General features: G+C 69.7%; 17 protein-coding genes. 10 read left to right on the top strand and 7 right to left on the bottom strand.

Going from position 1 to position 17712, the window contains the following annotated elements:
* On the top strand, nt 1–946 hold a 946-nt coding region (locus CCN37_RS23085), incomplete at its 5' end, for an HNH endonuclease signature motif containing protein (RefSeq protein WP_143261761.1).
* A 37-nt stretch (nt 947–983) separates the two neighbouring features.
* Here the strand turns inward: CCN37_RS23085 and CCN37_RS23080 are convergent.
* The 3 genes from CCN37_RS23080 to CCN37_RS23070 form a co-directional block, all read right to left on the bottom strand.
* Nucleotides 984–1472, bottom strand: a complete 489-nt coding sequence (locus CCN37_RS23080) for a hypothetical protein (protein WP_143261760.1) — start codon at nt 1470–1472, stop codon at nt 984–986.
* Between the two features lie 101 nt (nt 1473–1573).
* Entirely contained in the window at nt 1574–2230 is a 657-nt protein-coding gene (locus CCN37_RS23075; RefSeq protein ID WP_086824529.1) for a phosphatase PAP2 family protein, read from the bottom strand.
* A 38-nt stretch (nt 2231–2268) separates the two neighbouring features.
* Nucleotides 2269–4812 carry a beta-ketoacyl synthase N-terminal-like domain-containing protein gene (locus CCN37_RS23070; protein WP_086824527.1) on the bottom strand — a complete coding sequence of 848 codons (2544 nt, stop codon included), beginning with the start codon at nt 4810–4812 and terminating at the stop codon, nt 2269–2271.
* 274 nt (nt 4813–5086) lie between these two features.
* On the opposite strand from CCN37_RS23070, the gene CCN37_RS23065 reads away from it, so the two are divergent.
* The 8 genes from CCN37_RS23065 to CCN37_RS23030 all read left to right on the top strand — a co-directional run bounded on the left by CCN37_RS23065 (nt 5087) and on the right by CCN37_RS23030 (nt 12782).
* A complete protein-coding gene (locus CCN37_RS23065; RefSeq protein ID WP_086824539.1) occupies nt 5087–5878 on the top strand; it encodes a phosphotransferase family protein in 792 nt (263 codons plus the stop codon).
* A gap of 9 nt (nt 5879–5887) precedes the next feature.
* A complete protein-coding gene (locus CCN37_RS23060) occupies nt 5888–7750 on the top strand; it encodes a S9 family peptidase (RefSeq protein WP_086824524.1) in 1863 nt (620 codons plus the stop codon).
* Entirely contained in the window at nt 7747–8469 is a 723-nt protein-coding gene (locus tag CCN37_RS23055; RefSeq protein ID WP_210408167.1) for a GNAT family N-acetyltransferase, read from the top strand. Before CCN37_RS23060 ends, CCN37_RS23055 begins: the two co-directional genes overlap by 4 nt.
* The gene (menC, locus tag CCN37_RS23050; RefSeq protein WP_086824520.1) at nt 8466–9557 is read left to right on the top strand and encodes an o-succinylbenzoate synthase; all 1092 of its coding nucleotides are present in this window, start codon (nt 8466–8468) and stop codon (nt 9555–9557) included. The genes CCN37_RS23055 and menC overlap by 4 nt, the downstream gene beginning before the upstream one ends.
* A gap of 274 nt (nt 9558–9831) precedes the next feature.
* Nucleotides 9832–10941: an HNH endonuclease signature motif containing protein gene (locus tag CCN37_RS23045; protein WP_086824517.1), complete on the top strand. Its 1110-nt coding sequence runs from the start codon at nt 9832–9834 to the stop codon at nt 10939–10941.
* A 40-nt stretch (nt 10942–10981) separates the two neighbouring features.
* Complete coding sequence (locus CCN37_RS23040) at nt 10982–11470, top strand: ABATE domain-containing protein (RefSeq protein ID WP_086824515.1); 489 nt, start codon at nt 10982–10984, stop codon at nt 11468–11470.
* Nucleotides 11467–12018 carry a GNAT family N-acetyltransferase gene (locus tag CCN37_RS23035; protein WP_086824513.1) on the top strand — a complete coding sequence of 184 codons (552 nt, stop codon included), beginning with the start codon at nt 11467–11469 and terminating at the stop codon, nt 12016–12018. The genes CCN37_RS23040 and CCN37_RS23035 overlap by 4 nt, the downstream gene beginning before the upstream one ends.
* 44 nt (nt 12019–12062) lie before the next feature.
* On the top strand, nt 12063–12782 hold the full coding sequence (locus tag CCN37_RS23030) for a class I SAM-dependent methyltransferase (protein ID WP_246843238.1): 720 nt from the start codon (nt 12063–12065) through the stop codon (nt 12780–12782).
* On the opposite strand, the gene CCN37_RS23025 is transcribed toward CCN37_RS23030, so the two are convergent.
* Complete coding sequence (locus CCN37_RS23025) at nt 12779–13387, bottom strand: maleylpyruvate isomerase family mycothiol-dependent enzyme (protein WP_246843237.1); 609 nt, start codon at nt 13385–13387, stop codon at nt 12779–12781. The genes CCN37_RS23030 and CCN37_RS23025 overlap by 4 nt on opposite strands.
* A 141-nt stretch (nt 13388–13528) precedes the next feature.
* On the opposite strand from CCN37_RS23025, the gene CCN37_RS23020 reads away from it, so the two are divergent.
* Nucleotides 13529–14116 carry a TIGR00645 family protein gene (locus CCN37_RS23020; protein ID WP_086824509.1) on the top strand — a complete coding sequence of 196 codons (588 nt, stop codon included), beginning with the start codon at nt 13529–13531 and terminating at the stop codon, nt 14114–14116.
* 154 nt (nt 14117–14270) lie between these two features.
* Here the strand turns inward: CCN37_RS23020 and CCN37_RS23015 are convergent, their stop codons facing one another.
* Genes CCN37_RS23015 through CCN37_RS23005 form a run of 3 tightly spaced genes read right to left on the bottom strand, consistent with a single transcriptional unit; the run spans nt 14271 to nt 17712 of the window.
* Nucleotides 14271–15059 carry an ECF transporter S component gene (locus tag CCN37_RS23015; RefSeq protein ID WP_086824507.1) on the bottom strand — a complete coding sequence of 263 codons (789 nt, stop codon included), beginning with the start codon at nt 15057–15059 and terminating at the stop codon, nt 14271–14273.
* Entirely contained in the window at nt 15056–16648 is a 1593-nt protein-coding gene (locus CCN37_RS23010; protein WP_086824505.1) for an ABC transporter ATP-binding protein, read from the bottom strand. The genes CCN37_RS23015 and CCN37_RS23010 overlap by 4 nt, the downstream gene beginning before the upstream one ends.
* Nucleotides 16645–17712: a CbiQ family ECF transporter T component gene (locus CCN37_RS23005; RefSeq protein WP_210408166.1), complete on the bottom strand. Its 1068-nt coding sequence runs from the start codon at nt 17710–17712 to the stop codon at nt 16645–16647. The genes CCN37_RS23010 and CCN37_RS23005 overlap by 4 nt, the downstream gene beginning before the upstream one ends.

The raw sequence follows: 17712 nt of genomic DNA, 5'->3' as shown, positions 1-17712 counted from the left end.
CCACATCCTCTCCAACTCCCTAGAGCTCACCGAACGCCCGTTGGTGCTCGCGGCCCTGTCGGCCGGGTTGATCGATGAGGGCAAAGCCCGCCTCATCGTCGACCAAGTCAGCATCCTCAAAGAACCCCAAGCCTCCATCGCCGAGGCGGATCTCCTGGACTACGCCCCGACCCGTACCCACACCTCGGTCCGTCGCCGTGCCCAGACGCTGATCCACAAACTCGACCCCAAGGCCGCCGAGCGCCGTCATGAGGAGAAGCGCAAAGACAGGTTGGTGTGGAAGACCAACCTCGATGACGGCATGGCAGAACTTCGCCTGGGCATGACCGCCCACGACACCGCGATGGCCTTCGACCACATCGACCGGATCGCCAAGTCCCTGCCCAAGGATGACCGCACCCTGGACCAGAAGCGCGCCGACGTCGCCCGGGATCTGCTGCTAGGGCTGGACACCCCGGCCCCGCAGGGCCAGACGATGGTCTACCTGACGATGCCGGTGACCGCCCTCCTCGGTCTCACCGATGACCCGGGGATGCTCGCCGGATACGGCCCCATCCCCACCAGCGTCGCCCAAGACATCGCGGCGGGCGGTATCTGGAAGCGGATCTTGACCGACCCTGCCACCGGCATGGCAGAAGAGGTCAGCGACACCTACCGACCGTCAGCGAAACAGCGGGAGTTGATCAACGCCCGCTACCCCCGCTGCACGGCGATCGGGTGTCAGCAACCTGCTCAGCGCTGCGATGTGGATCATTGTCGGCCGTACGACGGCAGCAACACGACGATCAAGAATCTGCGGCCGAAGTGCCGACATCACCACAACATGAAGACGCACTCGAACTGGCGGTGTGAGAACCGTGAGGACGGCAGTCATGTGTGGATCACGCCGAGCGGCAGGGTCCACGAAACGGAACTGGAGCCCATTGCGGACCCGGCACCGTTCTAAGGCCCGTCCCGTAAACGGTTGAGCTGCCGACGCTGAACTACGTCTTCTCGAAGTGCTTGTCCCACAGCTCCACGTGTGCGGGGAGCGAGTACACCCCGTCGAAGATCCGGGCGAGGATCGGAGCCTCGTCGGCGTCGGCGATGTTGTCGAAGTTGACGACGCTCAGCTCGTGGAGGGCGAAGCCGCGCGGAGAGCGGGCGTGGCGGTAGGGGAGCAGCAACTGCATGGTCTGCCGGACCGGACCGTACTCGACGATGTCGATCAGCAGCGCGAAGTCGACTTCGGGGAGGAACTCGATGCGACCGTCGACGACGAGCACCCCGCGAACGGCACCGTGTTCGTTGCCCTCCAAGCCCTCGCGGGCCGTCATCTCCGGAGTGGTGGTGCCGTCGGAGCCGATCTCGGACAGGTAGCTCCGGCCGCTCAAGTGCTCGTAGCCCATGAGCGGCGGCAGCACCTCACCGTCGGCGAGGCGGGCAGCGGCGTGCGCGGTGACGACTCCGGCCAGGTAGGCGGCTTTCAACATGATCATCACTGTGCCGCGCAGCTCCGCTCGGGGGTGCGCGGACGGCGTTCGGTGTGCCGAAGTTCGGTACGGAGCGCCGAAAACCGGCCGCCGAACGGGGGTCAGCGGGGGATGCCGAGGGCGCAGGTGCAGGCGGGGCCGGAAGCGCAGGCGCGGGTGGTGACGGCGGCGCGCCACGCCAGGAGGGCGGCGGGGATCGCGGCGGCGATGTCGAGGGTGTAGTGGCAGTGCTGGACGAGCAGGGCGGGGATCATCGCGGCGACGGTGGCGGTGCCCAGGCGGCGCAGCCACGGGCGGTCGGCGGCGAGCAGCAGGAGCACGGCGGTGGCGGTGTGGCCGGAGAAGAACAGGTCGTGGTCGATGTACTGGCCGGGGCCGCCGAGCATGAAGATCGGATCGCGCAGCGGGATGATGCCCTCGGGCGGCTCCAAGGGGATCAGCGCGATGGTGAGCATGCGCAGCAGCACCATCAGCGAGTACGCGCGCAACGCGGTGACCAGGCGCTCCCGGTTGGAGCGGAGCAGGACGACCAGGACGACGGCGAGCGAGCCGTAGGTGAGCACGAAGATCGGCTCGGACAGGTCGGCCGAGGGCAGCAGCTCCAGCAGCGGATCGCTCAGCCGCGCGCCGGGGCGGGCCTGGGCCCACGGCAGGAAGGCCGAGCACGCGGCGAGCACGGCGACCAGCGCGGCCACCTCGACGGACAGCCGCAGGGAGGTCAGCGGACGGCACCGGTCGAAGGTCTGGCTCGCGGTCACGGATCAGAACACAATCACGCCGCCCGGCACGCGTCCAGTCAGCCGCCCGCGATGCCGAAGCGGTTCGCCAGGTAGGCGGACAGCGCGCCCGGCGAGCCGTTCGTCCACAGTGGATGCTCGGGGACGAGCAGGCCGAGACCCCGCTCCACGCGCAGGCGCAGTTCCGCGGCCGCGGCCTCGTCGACGCCGAGCTCCAGCAGCGGGGTGGCGGAGTCGATCACGGTGCTCTCCGGGAGGTCGAGCACGGTGCGGAGGTGGCGGATCAGATCGGCCTCGACCTCGGCGCGCGTGAGCACGGGGTGGTGCACTCCGCGAGCGGCCCTCTCCCGGCCGGACAGCTGGATCTCCTTGGCCACCAGCAACACGGTGCCCTCGCGGTCGGTGACGGTGACCGTGCCGGACAGCTCGGTCAGCTCCGCGCGGCAGTACGCGGCCCTGCGGAGATCACCGTGCACGCGCAGCGAACCGACGGACACCGGCAGCAGACCGGCACCGAGCACCTGGAAGGCCGCGTCGAGCAGCACGGGGTGCACGACGAAGCGGGTCGACGCGCCGCGCACCGACTTCGGAACGCGGACCCGCGCGAGACCGGGTCCCAGCAGGCCGGTGACGGCGGTGAACGCGGGGCCGTGGTGGATGCCGTGGCCGCGCGAGGTCGCGTACAGCTCAGCCGGATCGGCGGGCACGCCGTCGACCTCGACCCGGGGTTCCTGGCGGAACTCGATGTAGTGGCGGACGGTCGCGGTGGCCAGGCGGGTCCAGTCCTCGCCCGCGCGGCCGAAGACCTCGATCTTCGCGCGCTCCTCGTCCACCGGGGTGAGCTGGGTGGAGATCGTCGCGCCGCGCCCCAGTTCGGCGCGGTGGTGCAGTTCCACGCCGCGCACGTCGACGGCGTGCGGCGGGCAGTCGAAGTGCTCGGCGGCCGAAGCGAGAACGATCTCGAAGTACGCGGCGCTGGTCAGCACGGGCACGCCGTCGATGCGGTGCTCGGCGAGCCACGGTAAGCGCGCGGTGCCGATCTCGGCCTGCCAGACGCGGCGACGGGTCGCGGGCACCTCGACGCGCGTGCCGAGCAGCGGGTGCGGCTCGGGCAGCGGCCGATCGGGCGGGAACACGGTGCGGTCCCACGCGGTCGGCGGCAGGTCGAGCAGCTCGCCGTGGGTGATCACGGTGTCGATACCGGTCATCTTCGGGCACTCGCGCAGCGCGTCGACGAGTTCGCCGATGTCGGAGGCGGTCACGACGGCCTGCACGGCGCGCGGCCGGCGGCGGGCGAGGGTGTAAGCGACGTCCTGGAGGCTGCTGTCAGCGCCATCGCCCTCCAACCAGTCGGCCAAGCGCATCGCGGTCTCGGCGAGCGCGAGCGCCGTGCTCGCCGACAGGGGCACGCCGAGGCGGCCGGGCAATGGTTTGCGCGGAGCTGGGGTGCGGGGCGGAGCCGGTTCCAGGAGCATGTGGGCGTTGCCGCCGAGCTCATCCATCGTCGAGACGGCGGCCAGCCGCGCGGAGTCCGGCCACTCGGTCGGCGCGGTGGGAACCGTAAGGTCGGAGGCGGGCAACGAGGGATGCCACTCGGCGAAGTGCGGCGTCGGCGGGATGATCCCAGCGCGCACCGCGAGCACCGCCTTGATCAATCCCGCCATCCCGGACGCGGGGCCGGTGTGCCCGAGGTTGGACTTCACCGCGCCGAGCGCGCACCGGTAGACCTTGCTGAGCGCGGTGAACTCGACGGCGTCCTCGGCCAGCACGCCGCTGCCGTGCGTCTCGACGAAACCGACGTCCTCCGCGTTGGCCTCGGCGGCGGCGAGCGCGTTGCCGACGACGGTGCCCATGTCGCTGCGGCTGACCGCGGAGGAGCGGATCACCGCTAGCACACGATCGTTGTCGTACAGGGCATCGGCGAGCCGCTTGAGCACGACGACGCCGCACCCGTCGCTGAGCACGAAGCCGTCGGAGCGCGCCTCGAACGCCCGGCATCGCCCGGACGTGGACAGGAAACCCTTGGCGGACAAGGAAAGTGACTCCGCCGGGTCGACGACGAGCGTGGCGGCGCCGACCAGCGCCACATCGCACTCGCGGGCGCGCAGGCTGGCCGAGGCGACGTGCAGCGCCGCCAGCGCGGAGGAGTCGCCCGCCGCCACGGCGACGCTCGGCCCGGTCAGCCCGAGCAGGTCGGCGACCCGCCCAGCGCCCTCGGGCAGCCCGGCGGTGAACAGGCCCGCGTCGGTGCTGGGCAGCCCGGCGTGCTCCAGCGCCTCGACCGCGACCTGGGCCAACAGCCGCTCGCGCTGGTCGAAATCGGTGGTGGGGCCGAAGAACGCCGTGTCGAAGGCGTGCGCGTCGCGCAGGAACCCGCCCCACGAGGACGCGGTCCTGCCGGGCACCTGGGGCTCGGGGTCGAAGAGCGCGTCGGAGTCCCAGCGGTCGGCCGGGATCTCGGTGACCGCGTCGTGTCCCTCCAGCAGCAGCCGCCAGTAGGCCGAGGGCGAGTCGGCCCCGCCCGGCAGGCGGCAGCCGATGCCGAGCACCGCGAGCGGTTCGGCTGGCGGGCGGTCGGCTGACGGCGGGGCGGTGCTGCTCACCGATGCGGCTCCGAGGGCTGGGGCGGACAGGTCTGGGGTGCGCGCAAGCTACAACACCGCGGTGGCGGGAAAGCGGGTGTCCTGGACCAGCGGTCGGTTCCGATCGGGGAGCTGAAGTGAATTCACCCATTTGGCTGGCGTTGTCGGGTGTTACCCGAAGCGATGGGGATGTGAAGCTGCCTCAAGAAGGCATCTAGGGATATTTTTGCAAGTTTTTTCTTGCGCTCTGCGGAGCGCGGAAAACAGGGTGCGCGCGCGGCTCGCCGGGAGTCTGATGACGATCGTGGAATTCAGTTCTGGATGGGACAGCGCCGCCACCCTCGTCGACGGCCGCTGGGTCGAGCGCAGGCCCCGCCGTCCCGAGGTGGCGCCCCGGCTGCTTGCGGAGGCGCGCGTGCTGTCGTGGCTGGCCCCGCGGCTGCCCCTGCCCGTGCCGCGCCCGGTCGTAGTCAGCGAGCATCCGCTGGTGCTGCGGCACGAGCTGGTCCCCGGCGAGCCCGCGGAGGCGTTGACCGGCGCGGACGGGCGCGTGGTCGGTGCTTTCCTGCGCGCGCTGCACGACGCCGATCCCGAGGAGGCCGTCCGGCACGGGCTGGTCGAGGGCTGCCTCACCGAGGTCGAGCGATTCCGCGCGGAAGTGGTCCCGATGCTGCCCGACCAGTCCCGCGCGCTCGCGCTGTTGGACGACTTCCGGGTGGTGCGGACGGAGACGGTCGTGCACGGCGACCTCGGCCCGGAGCACCTGCTGTGCCGCGACGGCGCGGTCAGCGGAGTGATCGACTGGACGGACGCGCACCGCGGGGACGCCGCGATCGACCTCGCGTGGACGCTGTTCGGCACCCCGCGCGAGTTCGCCGACGCCCTGGCGGAAACATACGGAGTTCCAGATGAACTCCGGTACCGCGCGCTCCAGTGGCACCGGCTCGGGCCGTGGTACGAGGTCACACACGGGCTCGACACCCAACAGCCCGACCTGGTGCGCGACGGGGTCGAGGGGATCATCAGCCGCTTGGCGCCCGAGGATTTGGTCCTCAAGGAGCAGGCGCTGAAGCGTGAAGGTTTGTAGCGTTCGGACATGACCCGGCGACGGCTCGAGTGGACCGACCAGTACCACCTGCGTGTCCCGGCCGATCCGCGGTTGTCGCCGGACGGGCGCACTGTCGTCTACGTGCTGCACCACGACGACGAGGACGCCGACGAGGTGCGCAGCGCGCTGTGGCTCGTCGACGTCGAAGGCGGCCAGCCCTGGCAGCTCACCCTCGGCGACGACGACTCCGCACCGCGCTGGTCGCCGGACGGCGGCTCGGTGGTGTTCCTGCGCAAGCAGCAGCTGTGGTTGCTGCCGGTGGACGGCGGTGAGGCGCGGCAGCTGACGTCGCGAGAGCTCGGCGCGGGTCCAGCGTTGTGGCACCCGGACGGGAAGCAGTTCGCTTTCTGCGCTCCGGTCGACCTCGGCGGCGAGGACGCCGACCAGGAGAAACGCCGCACGGAACCGGTCGTCACCGATCGGATCGACTACAAGGCGGACGGCACCGGCCTCGTGCGGCAGTTGCGGAACCACCTGTTCGTCATGGACTTCGTCGACGGGGCGACGCCACAGCAGGTCACCTCCGGCGACTTCCACGTGTCGGGCCCGTCGTGGTCGCCGGACGGAGAACTGACCTATGTGGTGACCGATGGTGACGTCACGCCGAGTTCGACGGTGCACATCGGCGATCGAGCCTTCCCGACTGGTGATCAACTCGTCGTCGGCACGCAGTGGACGCCTGACGAACTGCTGTTGACGGTGACGGACGGGAAAGGCGCCGGGCACGTTCGGCTCGTGCGGGAGTCCCTGGTGGAACTCACGCCAGGGTTCGACCGGAACGTGATGTCAGGTGGGCCTGGGTACCCCGGAGCCGCGCCGCAGGTCTCGGGTCCTTCGCTGATCTTCACCGCGCGGGACCGGGGCTGCACCCACGTGTACTCGGTCCCGGTTTCAGGTGGAACTCCGTGCAAGGTTGTCGGTGCTCCGGACACCGTCGTCTCCGGCGTGTCCGTTGTGGGCAGTCTGGTCTGCTATGTCGAGTCGAGCCCTTCCTGCGCTGGCGACGTCTTCGTGACCACGGTGGACGGCGCTCCGCGCAGGCTGACCGACTACGCGCTGCCGGACGTCTCGCTGGTGGAACCGGAGCCCATGACGTTCACGGTCTCAGATGGGACTGAGATCCACGGATGGCTGTTGCGTGATCCGGCGCTGACCGAGCCGGGGCCGTTGCTGCTCGACATCCACGGCGGGCCGCACAACGCGTGGTCCCCGGTGTTCGACGGAAAGCACTTCTACCACCAGGTTCTCGTCGCCAAGGGGTGGTCGGTGCTGCTGCTCAACCCGCGCGCGAGCGACGGCTACGGAACCGAGTTCTTCACCGCCGCGCTCGGCGGGTGGGGTGTCGCGGACCAGCGGGACTTCGTCGAGCCGGTGCGGTACTTGATGTCGTCCGGGATCGCGTCCTCGGCCGCGGTGTGCGGCTACAGCTACGGCGGTTTCGCGACCTGCTGGCTGACGAGCCACACCGACCTGTTCACGGCCGCGGTCGCCGGTGGCTGTGTCGCCGATCTGACCAGCATGTACGGCACCTCGGACGCCGGGCACTTCCTCGGCTCGCGGGAGTTCCGCGCGCTGCCGCACGCCGACCCGGACGCCCTCGCCGCACAGGACCCGATCCGCTCCGTGCACCGCGTCCAAGCTCCGACCTTGTTGCTGCACGGGGAGAACGACGACCGCTGCCCGATCGGCCAGGCGGAGCAGTGGTTCACCGCGCTGCGCGTGCGCGGAGTTCCCACGCGGCTCGTCCGGTACCCGGGCGCGAGCCACCTGTTCCTGCTCAACGGCAGGCCGTCACACCGTTCTGACTACAACCGCAGGCTCGTGGACTGGGTGGAGGAGCACGTCACGTGATCGCCGAGCTGACCGAAGTCGCGCAGTACGACGAGGTTGCCGAGCTGTTCGGCGAGATCTGGGCCGCCGACGTCGCGGAGTCCCCGGTACCGGCCGAGCTCATGTGCGCGTTCCAGCTCACCGGGAACTACGTCGCGGGAGCCTATTTCGGCGGGGAGCTGGTGGGTGCCGCCGTCGGATTCTTCGACTCCTCCGGTGGGTTGCACTCGCACGTGGCGGGTGTCCGGGCGTCGTGGCAGGGGCGCGGCGTCGGGCTCGCTCTCAAGCTCCACCAACGGGATTGGGCACTGGAACGGGGTGTCAAGGCCATCCACTGGACCTTCGATCCGTTGGTGCGGCGCAACGCCCACTTCAACCTCGTGAAGCTCGGCGCGCGGCCGGTGCGGTACCTGCCGAACTTCTACGGTCCGCTGGCGGACGGTGAGAGCGACCGGTTCCTGGTCGAGTGGCCGCTGACCGCCGCGCCCGCCCCGGCCCTGCTGGGAGCTGTCCAGCCCTTGCTCGACGCGTCACTCGTCCTGTCGGACCCGCCGATGTCGCCTTCGGTGACCGTCGCGGTGCCACCGGACATCGAGGCGTTGCGGCTCTCCGATCCCGCGCTGGCGGACCGTTGGCGCCTCGCCGTGCGCGAGGCGTTGGAGTTGGCGTTCGCGGCGGGCTACTCCGTGACGGGGATGATCCCCGGCGACTCGTACGTGCTGACCAAGGAGGGTTCGTGAAGCTCGAAGGCGTTGAGCTGCGCAGGATTCGAATGCCCCTGCGCACCCCGTTCCGGACGTCCTTCGGCACCGAGCACGAGCGCGACGTGCTGTTGCTGCGCGCGGTCACGACGGAGGCGGAGGGGTGGGGCGAGTGCGTCGCCATGTCCGAGCCGCTGTACTCCTCCGAGCACGTGGACGGCGCCGCGGAGGTGATCTCGCGCTTCCTGGTTCCGGCGGTGTCCGGCGCGACGTCGGTCGCTCAGGCCTCGGTCGCGATGGCGCGCTTCAAGGGACACCCGATGGCCAAGGCCGCCGTGGAGATGGCGTTGCTGGACGCGCAGCTGCGAGCCTCCGGGATGTCCTTCGGCACGTTCCTCGGCGCGGTCCGGCCCACGGTACCGGCCGGGGTTTCTGTTGGTATCGCGTCCGACATCCCGTCGCTTCTGTCCACTGTGGAGGGTTTCCTCGCCGAGGGCTACGTCCGGATCAAGCTCAAGATCGAGCCCGGGTGGGACGTCGAGCCCGTTCGGGCCGTACGCGGTGCCTTCGGGGACTCGGTTCCGCTCCAAGTGGACGCCAACGCCGCCTACTCGCTGTCCGATGCCCGGCACCTGGCGCGCCTGGACGACTTCGACCTGCTGCTGATCGAGGAGCCGCTGGACTCGCTTCATGATCACGTTTCGCTGGCCCGGCAGCTCCGGACGCCGATCTGCCTCGATGAGTCGATCACGTCCGCTCGGGTGGCCGCCGAGGCGATCTCGGCGGGGGCCTGCCAGGTGGTGAACATCAAGGCCGGGCGGGTCGGCGGGTACCTGGAGGCTCGGCGGGTGCACGACGTGTGCTCGGCTCACGGGGTTCCGGTGTGGTGCGGAGGGATGTTGGAGACCGGGATCGGACGGGCGGCCAACGTGGCATTGGCCGCTTTGCCCGGGTTTGTGTTGCCCGGGGATGTTTCGGCTTCTGATCGGTATTTCGCGGAGGATGTCGCTGGGCCGTTCGTCGTGGAGGAGGGGAGTGTTCGTGTGCCGGAGGGGGCGGGGTTGGGTGTCGTGCCGGATGCTGGTTTGTTGGCGTCGTTGACAACGTCGGTTGTTTTTGTTTCTTGAGGTTTTTTCTGGGGTACGGCTGGGCTTCCAGCTTGCGCCGGTGCCAGCGTGGGGTCGGCTTGACCTGGGGCCCCTTGCGCGTGCCCCTGGGCCTTACAGGGGCACGGGATAGAACACCCGGCCCTCGCGCGAGCGTATGGCACGCGCACCCCAGGTAAAGCCTCGGTTGGGTTGTGCGCCTTGCGTTCCAGCGTGGACTTTCGGCGTTTTGGGCGCCTGGGATTTCATCCTTTAGGGCCATGATCGACTATTTAATCGGCGTAGAATAGAAGGTATGGACGAAGCTGACGTAAAAGCGGCGTACGCGGCCATTGCTGAAGCTGTCGCGACGTTCTCCGCAACGCTGGTCGATTACCTGGCCGAGCTGGATTCGCGTGATCGTGAGTTCGCCGATAACTTCATCGCCCCGGTGCTGAAGGTGTCGCCCATCAAAGCGGGTCGGTTGATCGACAGTGCGGTGGAGTTGGTGGAGCACCGTGTGGTCTTCAAGGCGATGGCCGAAGGCCGAATTGACCAGGGCAAGTCACTCATGATCCTCGACCTGTTGCGTACCCTCCCCGCAACCCAGGCGGCGATCGTGGAGGAAGCCCTCGTGACGCATGCGGCGACCAACACCTACTCCGCGACCCGTCAGTACGGTGTGCGGTTCATCCACCGCATGGACCCGAAAGCGGCTGAGCGTCGTCACGCGGAGAAGCACAAAGCCCGCCTCGTGGAGAAGTTCAACCTCGAAGACGGCATGTCCTCCCTGCGTCTGACGATGACCGCCCACGACGCCGCCCTGTCCTACGACCGTGTCGATCGCATCGCCAAAGCTCTCCCGAAGGATCACCGCACCCTGGATCAGAAGCGCTCCGACGTAGCCCGCGACCTCTTGCACGGCAAGGAAACCCCAGCGCCGCAAGGCCGAACCGTGGTCTACCTGACCATGCCGGTCACCTCAGCCCTCGGCTTGACTGACGATCCCGGAATGCTCACCGGCTACGGCCCGATCCCCGCACCCTTGGCGAGGGACATCGCAGCGGGCGGCGTCTGGAAGCGCATCCTCACCGACCCGGTCACCGGCATGGCTGAAGAAATCAGCGACGTCTACCGCCCCAACGCCAAACAACGCGAACTCATCGCCGCCCGCTACCCGACCTGCACGGCCATTGGATGCAGGCAGCCCGCTCACCGCTGCGACTTGGACCATTGCCGCCCGTACAACGGGTCGAACACCACGATCACGAACCTGCGACCCAAATGCAGGCGTCACCACCGCATGAAGACCCACACCAACTGGCAGTGCGCCAACGGCGAGGACGGCGTCCACACCTGGACCACCCCGAGGGGCCACACCTACGAAACCAAGCCCGAACCCATCGCCGAACCCGCACCCTTCTAAATCCATGCTGACGGTAAACGGTGTCTGATACCGTCAGTCCGTGGAGTATCCCATCCTGGGCACGGAGCCCCTGCCGGTCGAGTTCGCCAACACGCTCTACGGCGACTTCGACTGCCTCGGCACGCCCGCGCTGGCGGCGGGGTGGTTCGCCGAGATGGGGCTGGAGGTGGCCGACGCGGGGCGCGCGCGGGAGCTGAGGGATGCGGTTCGGCAGCTGCTCAGCGAAGAGGGGGACGCGGGGGCGGTTGACGTGCTCAACGCGTTCGCGGCCGAAGCGCCGAGCGTGTTGCGGCTGGAAGGTGACCGGAAAGCGCGGTGGGTCAGCACGACGGACTCGGTGCTGGGGCGGATCGCCACGTGCGCGATCGAACTGCTCGTCGACGGCGTTGTGCCACGGCGGTGCGGAGCGCCGGACTGCGGGTTGATGTTCGTGGCTCAGCACGCACGTCGACGTTTCTGCCACCCGACGTGCAGCGGGCGCACCCGGCAGGCGCGCTATTACCGACGACAGAACGAGGAGCAGGCATGATCACGTGGCGCAGGGTCGCGGCCGACGACTTTCCGTTGGTGGCGCAGTGGCTCTCGGCCTCGCACGTGCACCGGTGGTGGCACCACGAGTTCACCGCTGAGGCCGTCGAACGGGACTTCGGGGCCTCGGCGCGCGGCGAAGAACCCGGCGAGGACTGGCTGATCTCCGTGGACGGGGAACCCGTGGGACTGATGCAGCGTTCGCGGATCGTCGACTACGACGAAGACCTCGAAGAGCTGTCGGCGGCGGTGGAAGTTCCCGACCACGCCGTCACGCTTGACTACTTCATCGGCGACATGGGCCAGGTCGGTCGCGGGCTCGGCTCGCGGATGATCCGCTGGGCCGTGGACCGCACGTGGGAGGACCACCCGAAGGCGACCGCGATCATCATTCCGGTGGTGGCGGCCAACATTGCCTCGTGGCGCGCGTTGGAGAAGGCTGGCGCCACGCGGATCGCCGAAGCCGACATGGAGCCCGACAATCCGGTCGACGAGCCGATGCACTACGTCTACCGCTTCGACCGCCCCGAAATCCCCGACAGGGCCTAGAAAACCGCGTGCGGGGGCCGAAAGCGTGGCGCTACGGTCGGGTAGTGGATGACGGCTACTTCGGTGGATCTGTGGCGGCGAACTACGACGAGTCCTCGGCGGAGATGTTCGCGCCGCGCGTGGTGGAGCCAGCGGTCGACTTCCTGGCAGAGCTCGCGGGTGGCGGACGCGCGCTGGAGCTGGGCATCGGTACCGGGCGCATCGCGCTTCCGTTGGCACAGCGCGGAATCGACGTCCACGGCATCGAGCTGTCACGAGCGATGGTCGAGCGGCTGCGCGCCAAACCCGGCGGTGACGCGCTCGGTGTGACGATCGGCGACTTCTCGGCGACGCGCGTGGACGGGAGCTTCTCGCTCGCCTACCTCGTCTTCAACACGATCATGAACCTGACGACGCAGGACGCGCAGGTGGAGTGCTTCCGCACGGTGGCGGCACACCTCGAACCCGGCGGGTGCTTCGTGGTCGAGGTCGGCGTTCCCGAGCTGCGCAAGCTCCCGCCGGGGCAGAACGTCCTGCCGTTCCACGTCAGCCTCACGCGGTGGGCCTACGACGTGTACGAGTTCGCCACGCAGGCGATGAGCTCCAACTACGTCCAGCAGGGCAAGGACTTCCGCTCCATCCCGTTTCGCTACGTGTGGCCGTCGGAGCTGGACCTGATGGCGCGGCTGGCCGGGCTGCGGCTGCGCGAGCGGTGGCAGGACTGGACGCGCGAACCCTTCACCGACGACAGCGAAGCCCACGTGTCGGTCTGGGAGAAGCCCTAGCGAGAGGAAAGCGCCGCGAGGCCGGGACCGGTCAACTCCGCGAGTGCCGACGTGCGCCCGGCGATGGCCATCAGCAGCGCCTCGCCGGGACCGCGCACCTCCGGGCCGGAGCCGTGCGAGAAGTCCACGTCGGTGGCGGTCACGGTGAGGCCGCGAGTGCGCTTGCGCGCCTCGATCGGCGGAGCCCGGAACGCGAAGCGGAGCGCGGCGCTCAGCCGGTCGTGCGGGATCTCGCGGCGCAGGCCCAGCGGTCGGCGGACGTCCTGCTGGTGGATCAGCCCGTCCAGCAACGGGATCATGCCGCCGAACACCGTGGTCACACCGCGCGGCCGGGCGTGGGCGCGGAACAGGGCGACGAGGTCGGCGGAGGAGTTCTCCGCGACGCACAACGCGTTGGCCCGGTTCAGGTTGAACCGGCTGCGTGCGAGCAGTGAGAACGTCGCGCGCCACGAGAGGGCGTCATAGCTGATCACGTGGGCGGCGACCTGGCGGACGGTCCAGCCCGCGCACAGGGTCGGCGCGTCCCACTGCTCGGGGGAGAGCCCGGCCAGGAGGTCGGCGAAGTCGGCGCGTTCCCGGACGGCCAGTGCCATCGTGCTCGTCACCCGGTGAGTGTGGGCCACCGGCACGTGCCTGCCAACCGCGGGTCTCACCGACCGTCCCCGGAGCACCCTGCCGGGTGGCGTCACTCCGGAGTGGGATGACGCGGTTCGGCCGACGGAGTGGATCTTGGTAGGTGTGGGCGCATGCCTGTTGACCACCGTCGGCTCGCCCGCTCCGTCGGATTCCTGATGTTCTTCAGCCGCTGGTTGCAGATCCCGCTCTACCTCGGGCTGATCGTGGCCCAGTGCGTGTACGTGTGGCACTTCGTGGTCGAGCTGACCCACCTGGTGCAGGGGGTGTGGTCCGGGGACGCCGCCTTCACCGAGACCAAGGTGATGCTGGTGGTGCTCGGCCTCGTCGACGTCGTCATGATCGCGAACCTGCTGGTGATGGTGATCGTCGGCGGCTACGAGACCTTCGTCTCCCGCCTGCACCTGGAGGAGCACCCCGACCAGCCCGAGTGGCTGACCCACGTCAACGCCAACGTCCTCAAGGTCAAGCTGGCCACCGCGATCATCGGCATCTCCTCGATCCACCTGCTCAAGACCTTCATCGACGCCCAGACCGCCACCGCGACCCAGATGCTCTGGCAGACCGTCATGCACCTCGCGTTCGTGCTCTCCGCGCTCGTGCTCGCGCTGATCGACCGCATCCTCAACGGCACCGAGAGCACCCGGCACCACCAGCAGCGCCTGCCCCGCCCCCGGCAGGCCGACGCGCCAGTGCGCTGACCCCGTCACGGCGTCATGATCATGTCTCCTGGCCCGTGTCGCGATGAGCGCGCGACAGGCGCTGGAGGCGGGCGGCGAGCTGGCTGCGTTCGCGCCGAGCGCCCCGGAGCCGCGCGATGCGGACGTGTGCCCGTACCGGGCCGCTGACCAGCGCTCAGGGGAGGGTGTCGAAGGCGGCGCGGCGGGCGGCTCGACGGAGGACGGCGAGCACGGCGGGACCGGCGAGCAGGATGGCGATGAGGTTGGTGAGCGCGCGCCCGGTGTCCCAGCCGAAGGTGGACGTGACGAGGGTGAAGATGAAGAAGCGGTGCAGGTTCTCCGCCAGCGGGGCACCGGGGACGAAGGACAGGTCGGTCTGGATGCCCGTGGTGAACGGCCAGAACCACATGTTCATCACGAAGCCGAAGCCGTAGGCCGCGATCACCCCGTAGGCGGCGAGCATCGCGATCTCCGCCTTTCCCTTGACGCGACGGGGAAGCAGGCCCGCGCCGAGGCCGACCCACGACGAGGCCACCATCTGGAACGGCAGCCACGGACCGACCCCGGCAGTGAGCAGCGCCGAGGCGAACAACGACGTGGAACCGAGTACGAATCCGAACCCCGGCCCGAACACCCGCCCGGCGAGCACGAGCAGGAAGAAGACGGTCTCGATGCCAGCGGTGCCCGCGCCGAGGGGGCGCAGGGCCGCGTTGATCGCGGAGAGCACGCCGAGCATGGCCAGGGTCTTGGCGTCGATGCCGCCGGAGGACAGCTCGGCGAGCACGATCGCGATCAGCACGGGCAGGATGACCACGAAGATCAGCGGGGCGTCGGAGGTGTGCGCGATCGCCTCGGGGGCGGGCGTGGTGAACAGCGGCCACAGGAACATCACCAGCCCGGCGGCGGAGGCCAGCCCGAGCACCACGGCGGCCCTCGGCGCGATGCGCAACGGGTTCCCCTTCACCGCAGGGCCTCCGCGACCGCGTCAACGGTGAGGTAGGGCAGCGGCGCGAGGATCTTGGCGACCTGCGGGGCGAACGCGGGGGAGGCGACGACGACGTCGGCGGTGGGACCGTCGGCGACCACCTCGCCCTCGGCGAGGACGACGACGCGGTCGGCGACGGCGGCGACGAACTCGACGTCGTGGGTGGAGATCACGATCGCCCTGCCCTCAGCCGCGAGCCCGCGCACGAGCGAGCCGAACCGCCGTTTCGCTTGGTAGTCGAGGCCCCTGGTCGGTTCGTCGAGCAGCACGATGCCGGGCGCGGCGACGAGCTGCACGGCGAGCACGAGCGCGAGCCGCTGACCCTCGGACAGGTCGCGGGGGTGCTTGTCGTCGGCGATCCCGGGCGCGAGGCGGTCCAGCAACGACCGGCACGCACCCGGCGATGCCTCGGATTCGGCGTCGGCCTGCGCGCACTCGGCGGCCACGGTTTCGAGGTAGAGCAGGTCCGAAGGTGTTTGCGGGACGAGGCCGACCAGCTTGCGCGCCTTCCCGGGACTGAGTGCCTTCGGGTCCTGGTCACCGACCCGAACGGTACCCGCCTGGCGCGGCCCAGAGCCCTGGAGCGCCCACAGCAACGAGGACTTCCCGGAACCGTTGCGGCCCATCAACGCCAGCACTTCGCCGGAGTGGAGATCGATGTCGACCTCGCGCACCGCGATGACGGCTCCGTAGCGCACGACCACCTTGCGCGCGCTCAACGACACATCGCCGCGTTTCGTTGAAGCAGAAGGTTTTTCGGGGAGCCTGTCGCGAAGCGGAGCGGCTTGTCGGCGGGCGTCGCGGACGGACAGCGGCAGCGGGTCCCACCCGGCGAGGCGGCCGAGCTCCACAACGGGCGGGGCGACGGGGCATTCGCGAAGGACGTCGGCCGGAGCGCCGCTGAGCACACTTCCGTCGCCAGGAAGGAAGAGCAGGCGGTCGGCGTACTGCACAACGCGCTCCATGCGGTGCTCGGCGACCACGACGGTCACACCGAGGTCGTGCACGAGGCGGGTGATCGCGGCGAGCACGTCCTCGGCAGCGGTCGGGTCGAGCGCGGATGTCGGTTCGTCGAGCACGAGCACCTTGGGGTGCGCGGTCAGCACGGAGCCGATCGCGACGCGCTGTTGCTGGCCGCCCGAAAGAGTCCTCAGTGGACGATTGCGGAGCTCGGCGATGCCAAGCAGGTCAAGGGTTTCCTCGACGCGCTTGCGCATCACCTCGCCGCGAACGCCGAGCTGCTCCATGGTGTAGGCCAGCTCCTCCTCGACCGTGTCGGTCACGAAGCCCGCCAGCGGGTCCTGGCCGACGACACCGACGACATCGGCGAACTCGCGCGGGCGGTGCGTGCGGGTGTCCATGCCCGCGACGCTGACCCGCCCGCTGAGCGTCCCGCCGGTGAAGTGCGGGACGAGCCCGTTGATCGCGCCGAGCAGGGTGGACTTGCCCGCCCCGGTCAGCCCGACCACCAGGCACAGCTCGCCCTCCGGCACTTCGATGTCCACATTGGACAGTGTCGGCGTCGCCGCGCCCGCGTAGCTGATCGTCACGTCGGTGAAGGTGATCACGTGGTCTCCGGTGGCGGCGGGGCGAGGACGGCAGGGGCGGCGCCGAGCAGCACGCCGAGCGCGGGCAGCGCGGCGAACTCCGGCCACGCCAACGGGTTCAGCGACGGGTAGAGGTTCGCGGCGTCGACCTGGCTGGTGATGAACAGCACGGCGGCGGTGCCGATCCCGCACGCGGCGACGAGCAGTTCCGGTGCCCGCCAGCGGTCCGGCCGGTACACGGTGCGCGGCACGCGACGCCCGCCGAGCACGAACCCGGCGATCGCCAGCGCGAGCCCGCCCGCGAGCACCGGCCCGCCGAGGTAGCGCGGCGCGGTGCCGTCCAGCAGCCCGTACACGCCGACGCAGATCCCGGCCAGCCCGCCGATCACGAGGAAGCCGGTGAGCAGCCGAGGACCGCGCTGCCGCGTCCCCGTTCTGCCGTAGCCGCGAGAATCCATCGCCGCCGCCAGCGCGAGCGAGCGGTCGAGCGCGTCGGTGAGCACGGGGATCACGATGGCGCGCAAGGCTTTCATGCCCTTCTGCGCTCCGCCGCGCAGTCGCCGCGCCCGCCGCACGCGCAGCACGCTCTCGATGAGCTGCGGGGCGACGGACAGCGCGACGACGACCGCCGCGCCGATCTCGTAGAGCGCGGACGGCACGGCCTTGAGCATGCGCTTGGGGTTGGCCAGCGCGTTCGCGGCGCCGAGGCAGACCACCATCGTCGCCAGCCGCAGCCCGTCGTAGAAGCCGCCCAGCAGCTGCTCGGCAGCGACCGGGCCGAACAGCCGGATGCCCGCCGCCCACTCCGGCAACGGGATCTGCGGCAGCGTGAACAGCACGATCTCGCCCTGCCCGCCGCCGAAGATGATCCGGAACACCACCCGCGAGAACACGATCACCGCGCCGAGCAGCACGTACATCCGGAACGCCAGCGCCCACGGCGCGTCGCCCCTGCGGTTGGCGACCACGAACCCGGCCACGGCGAGGATCAGCGCCAGCAGCAACGGGTTCGTGGTCCGGCTCGCCGCCGTGGCCAACCCGAGCGCCCACAACCACCATGCGCCCGGGTGCAGCGTCCTCGGCAC

The organism is Allokutzneria sp. NRRL B-24872 (assembly GCF_002155965.1).
GTDB lineage: Bacteria > Actinomycetota > Actinomycetes > Mycobacteriales > Pseudonocardiaceae > Allokutzneria.
The sequence above is the reverse complement of the archived record's forward strand: the minus strand, read 5'-3'. Positions and strand labels throughout refer to the sequence as shown.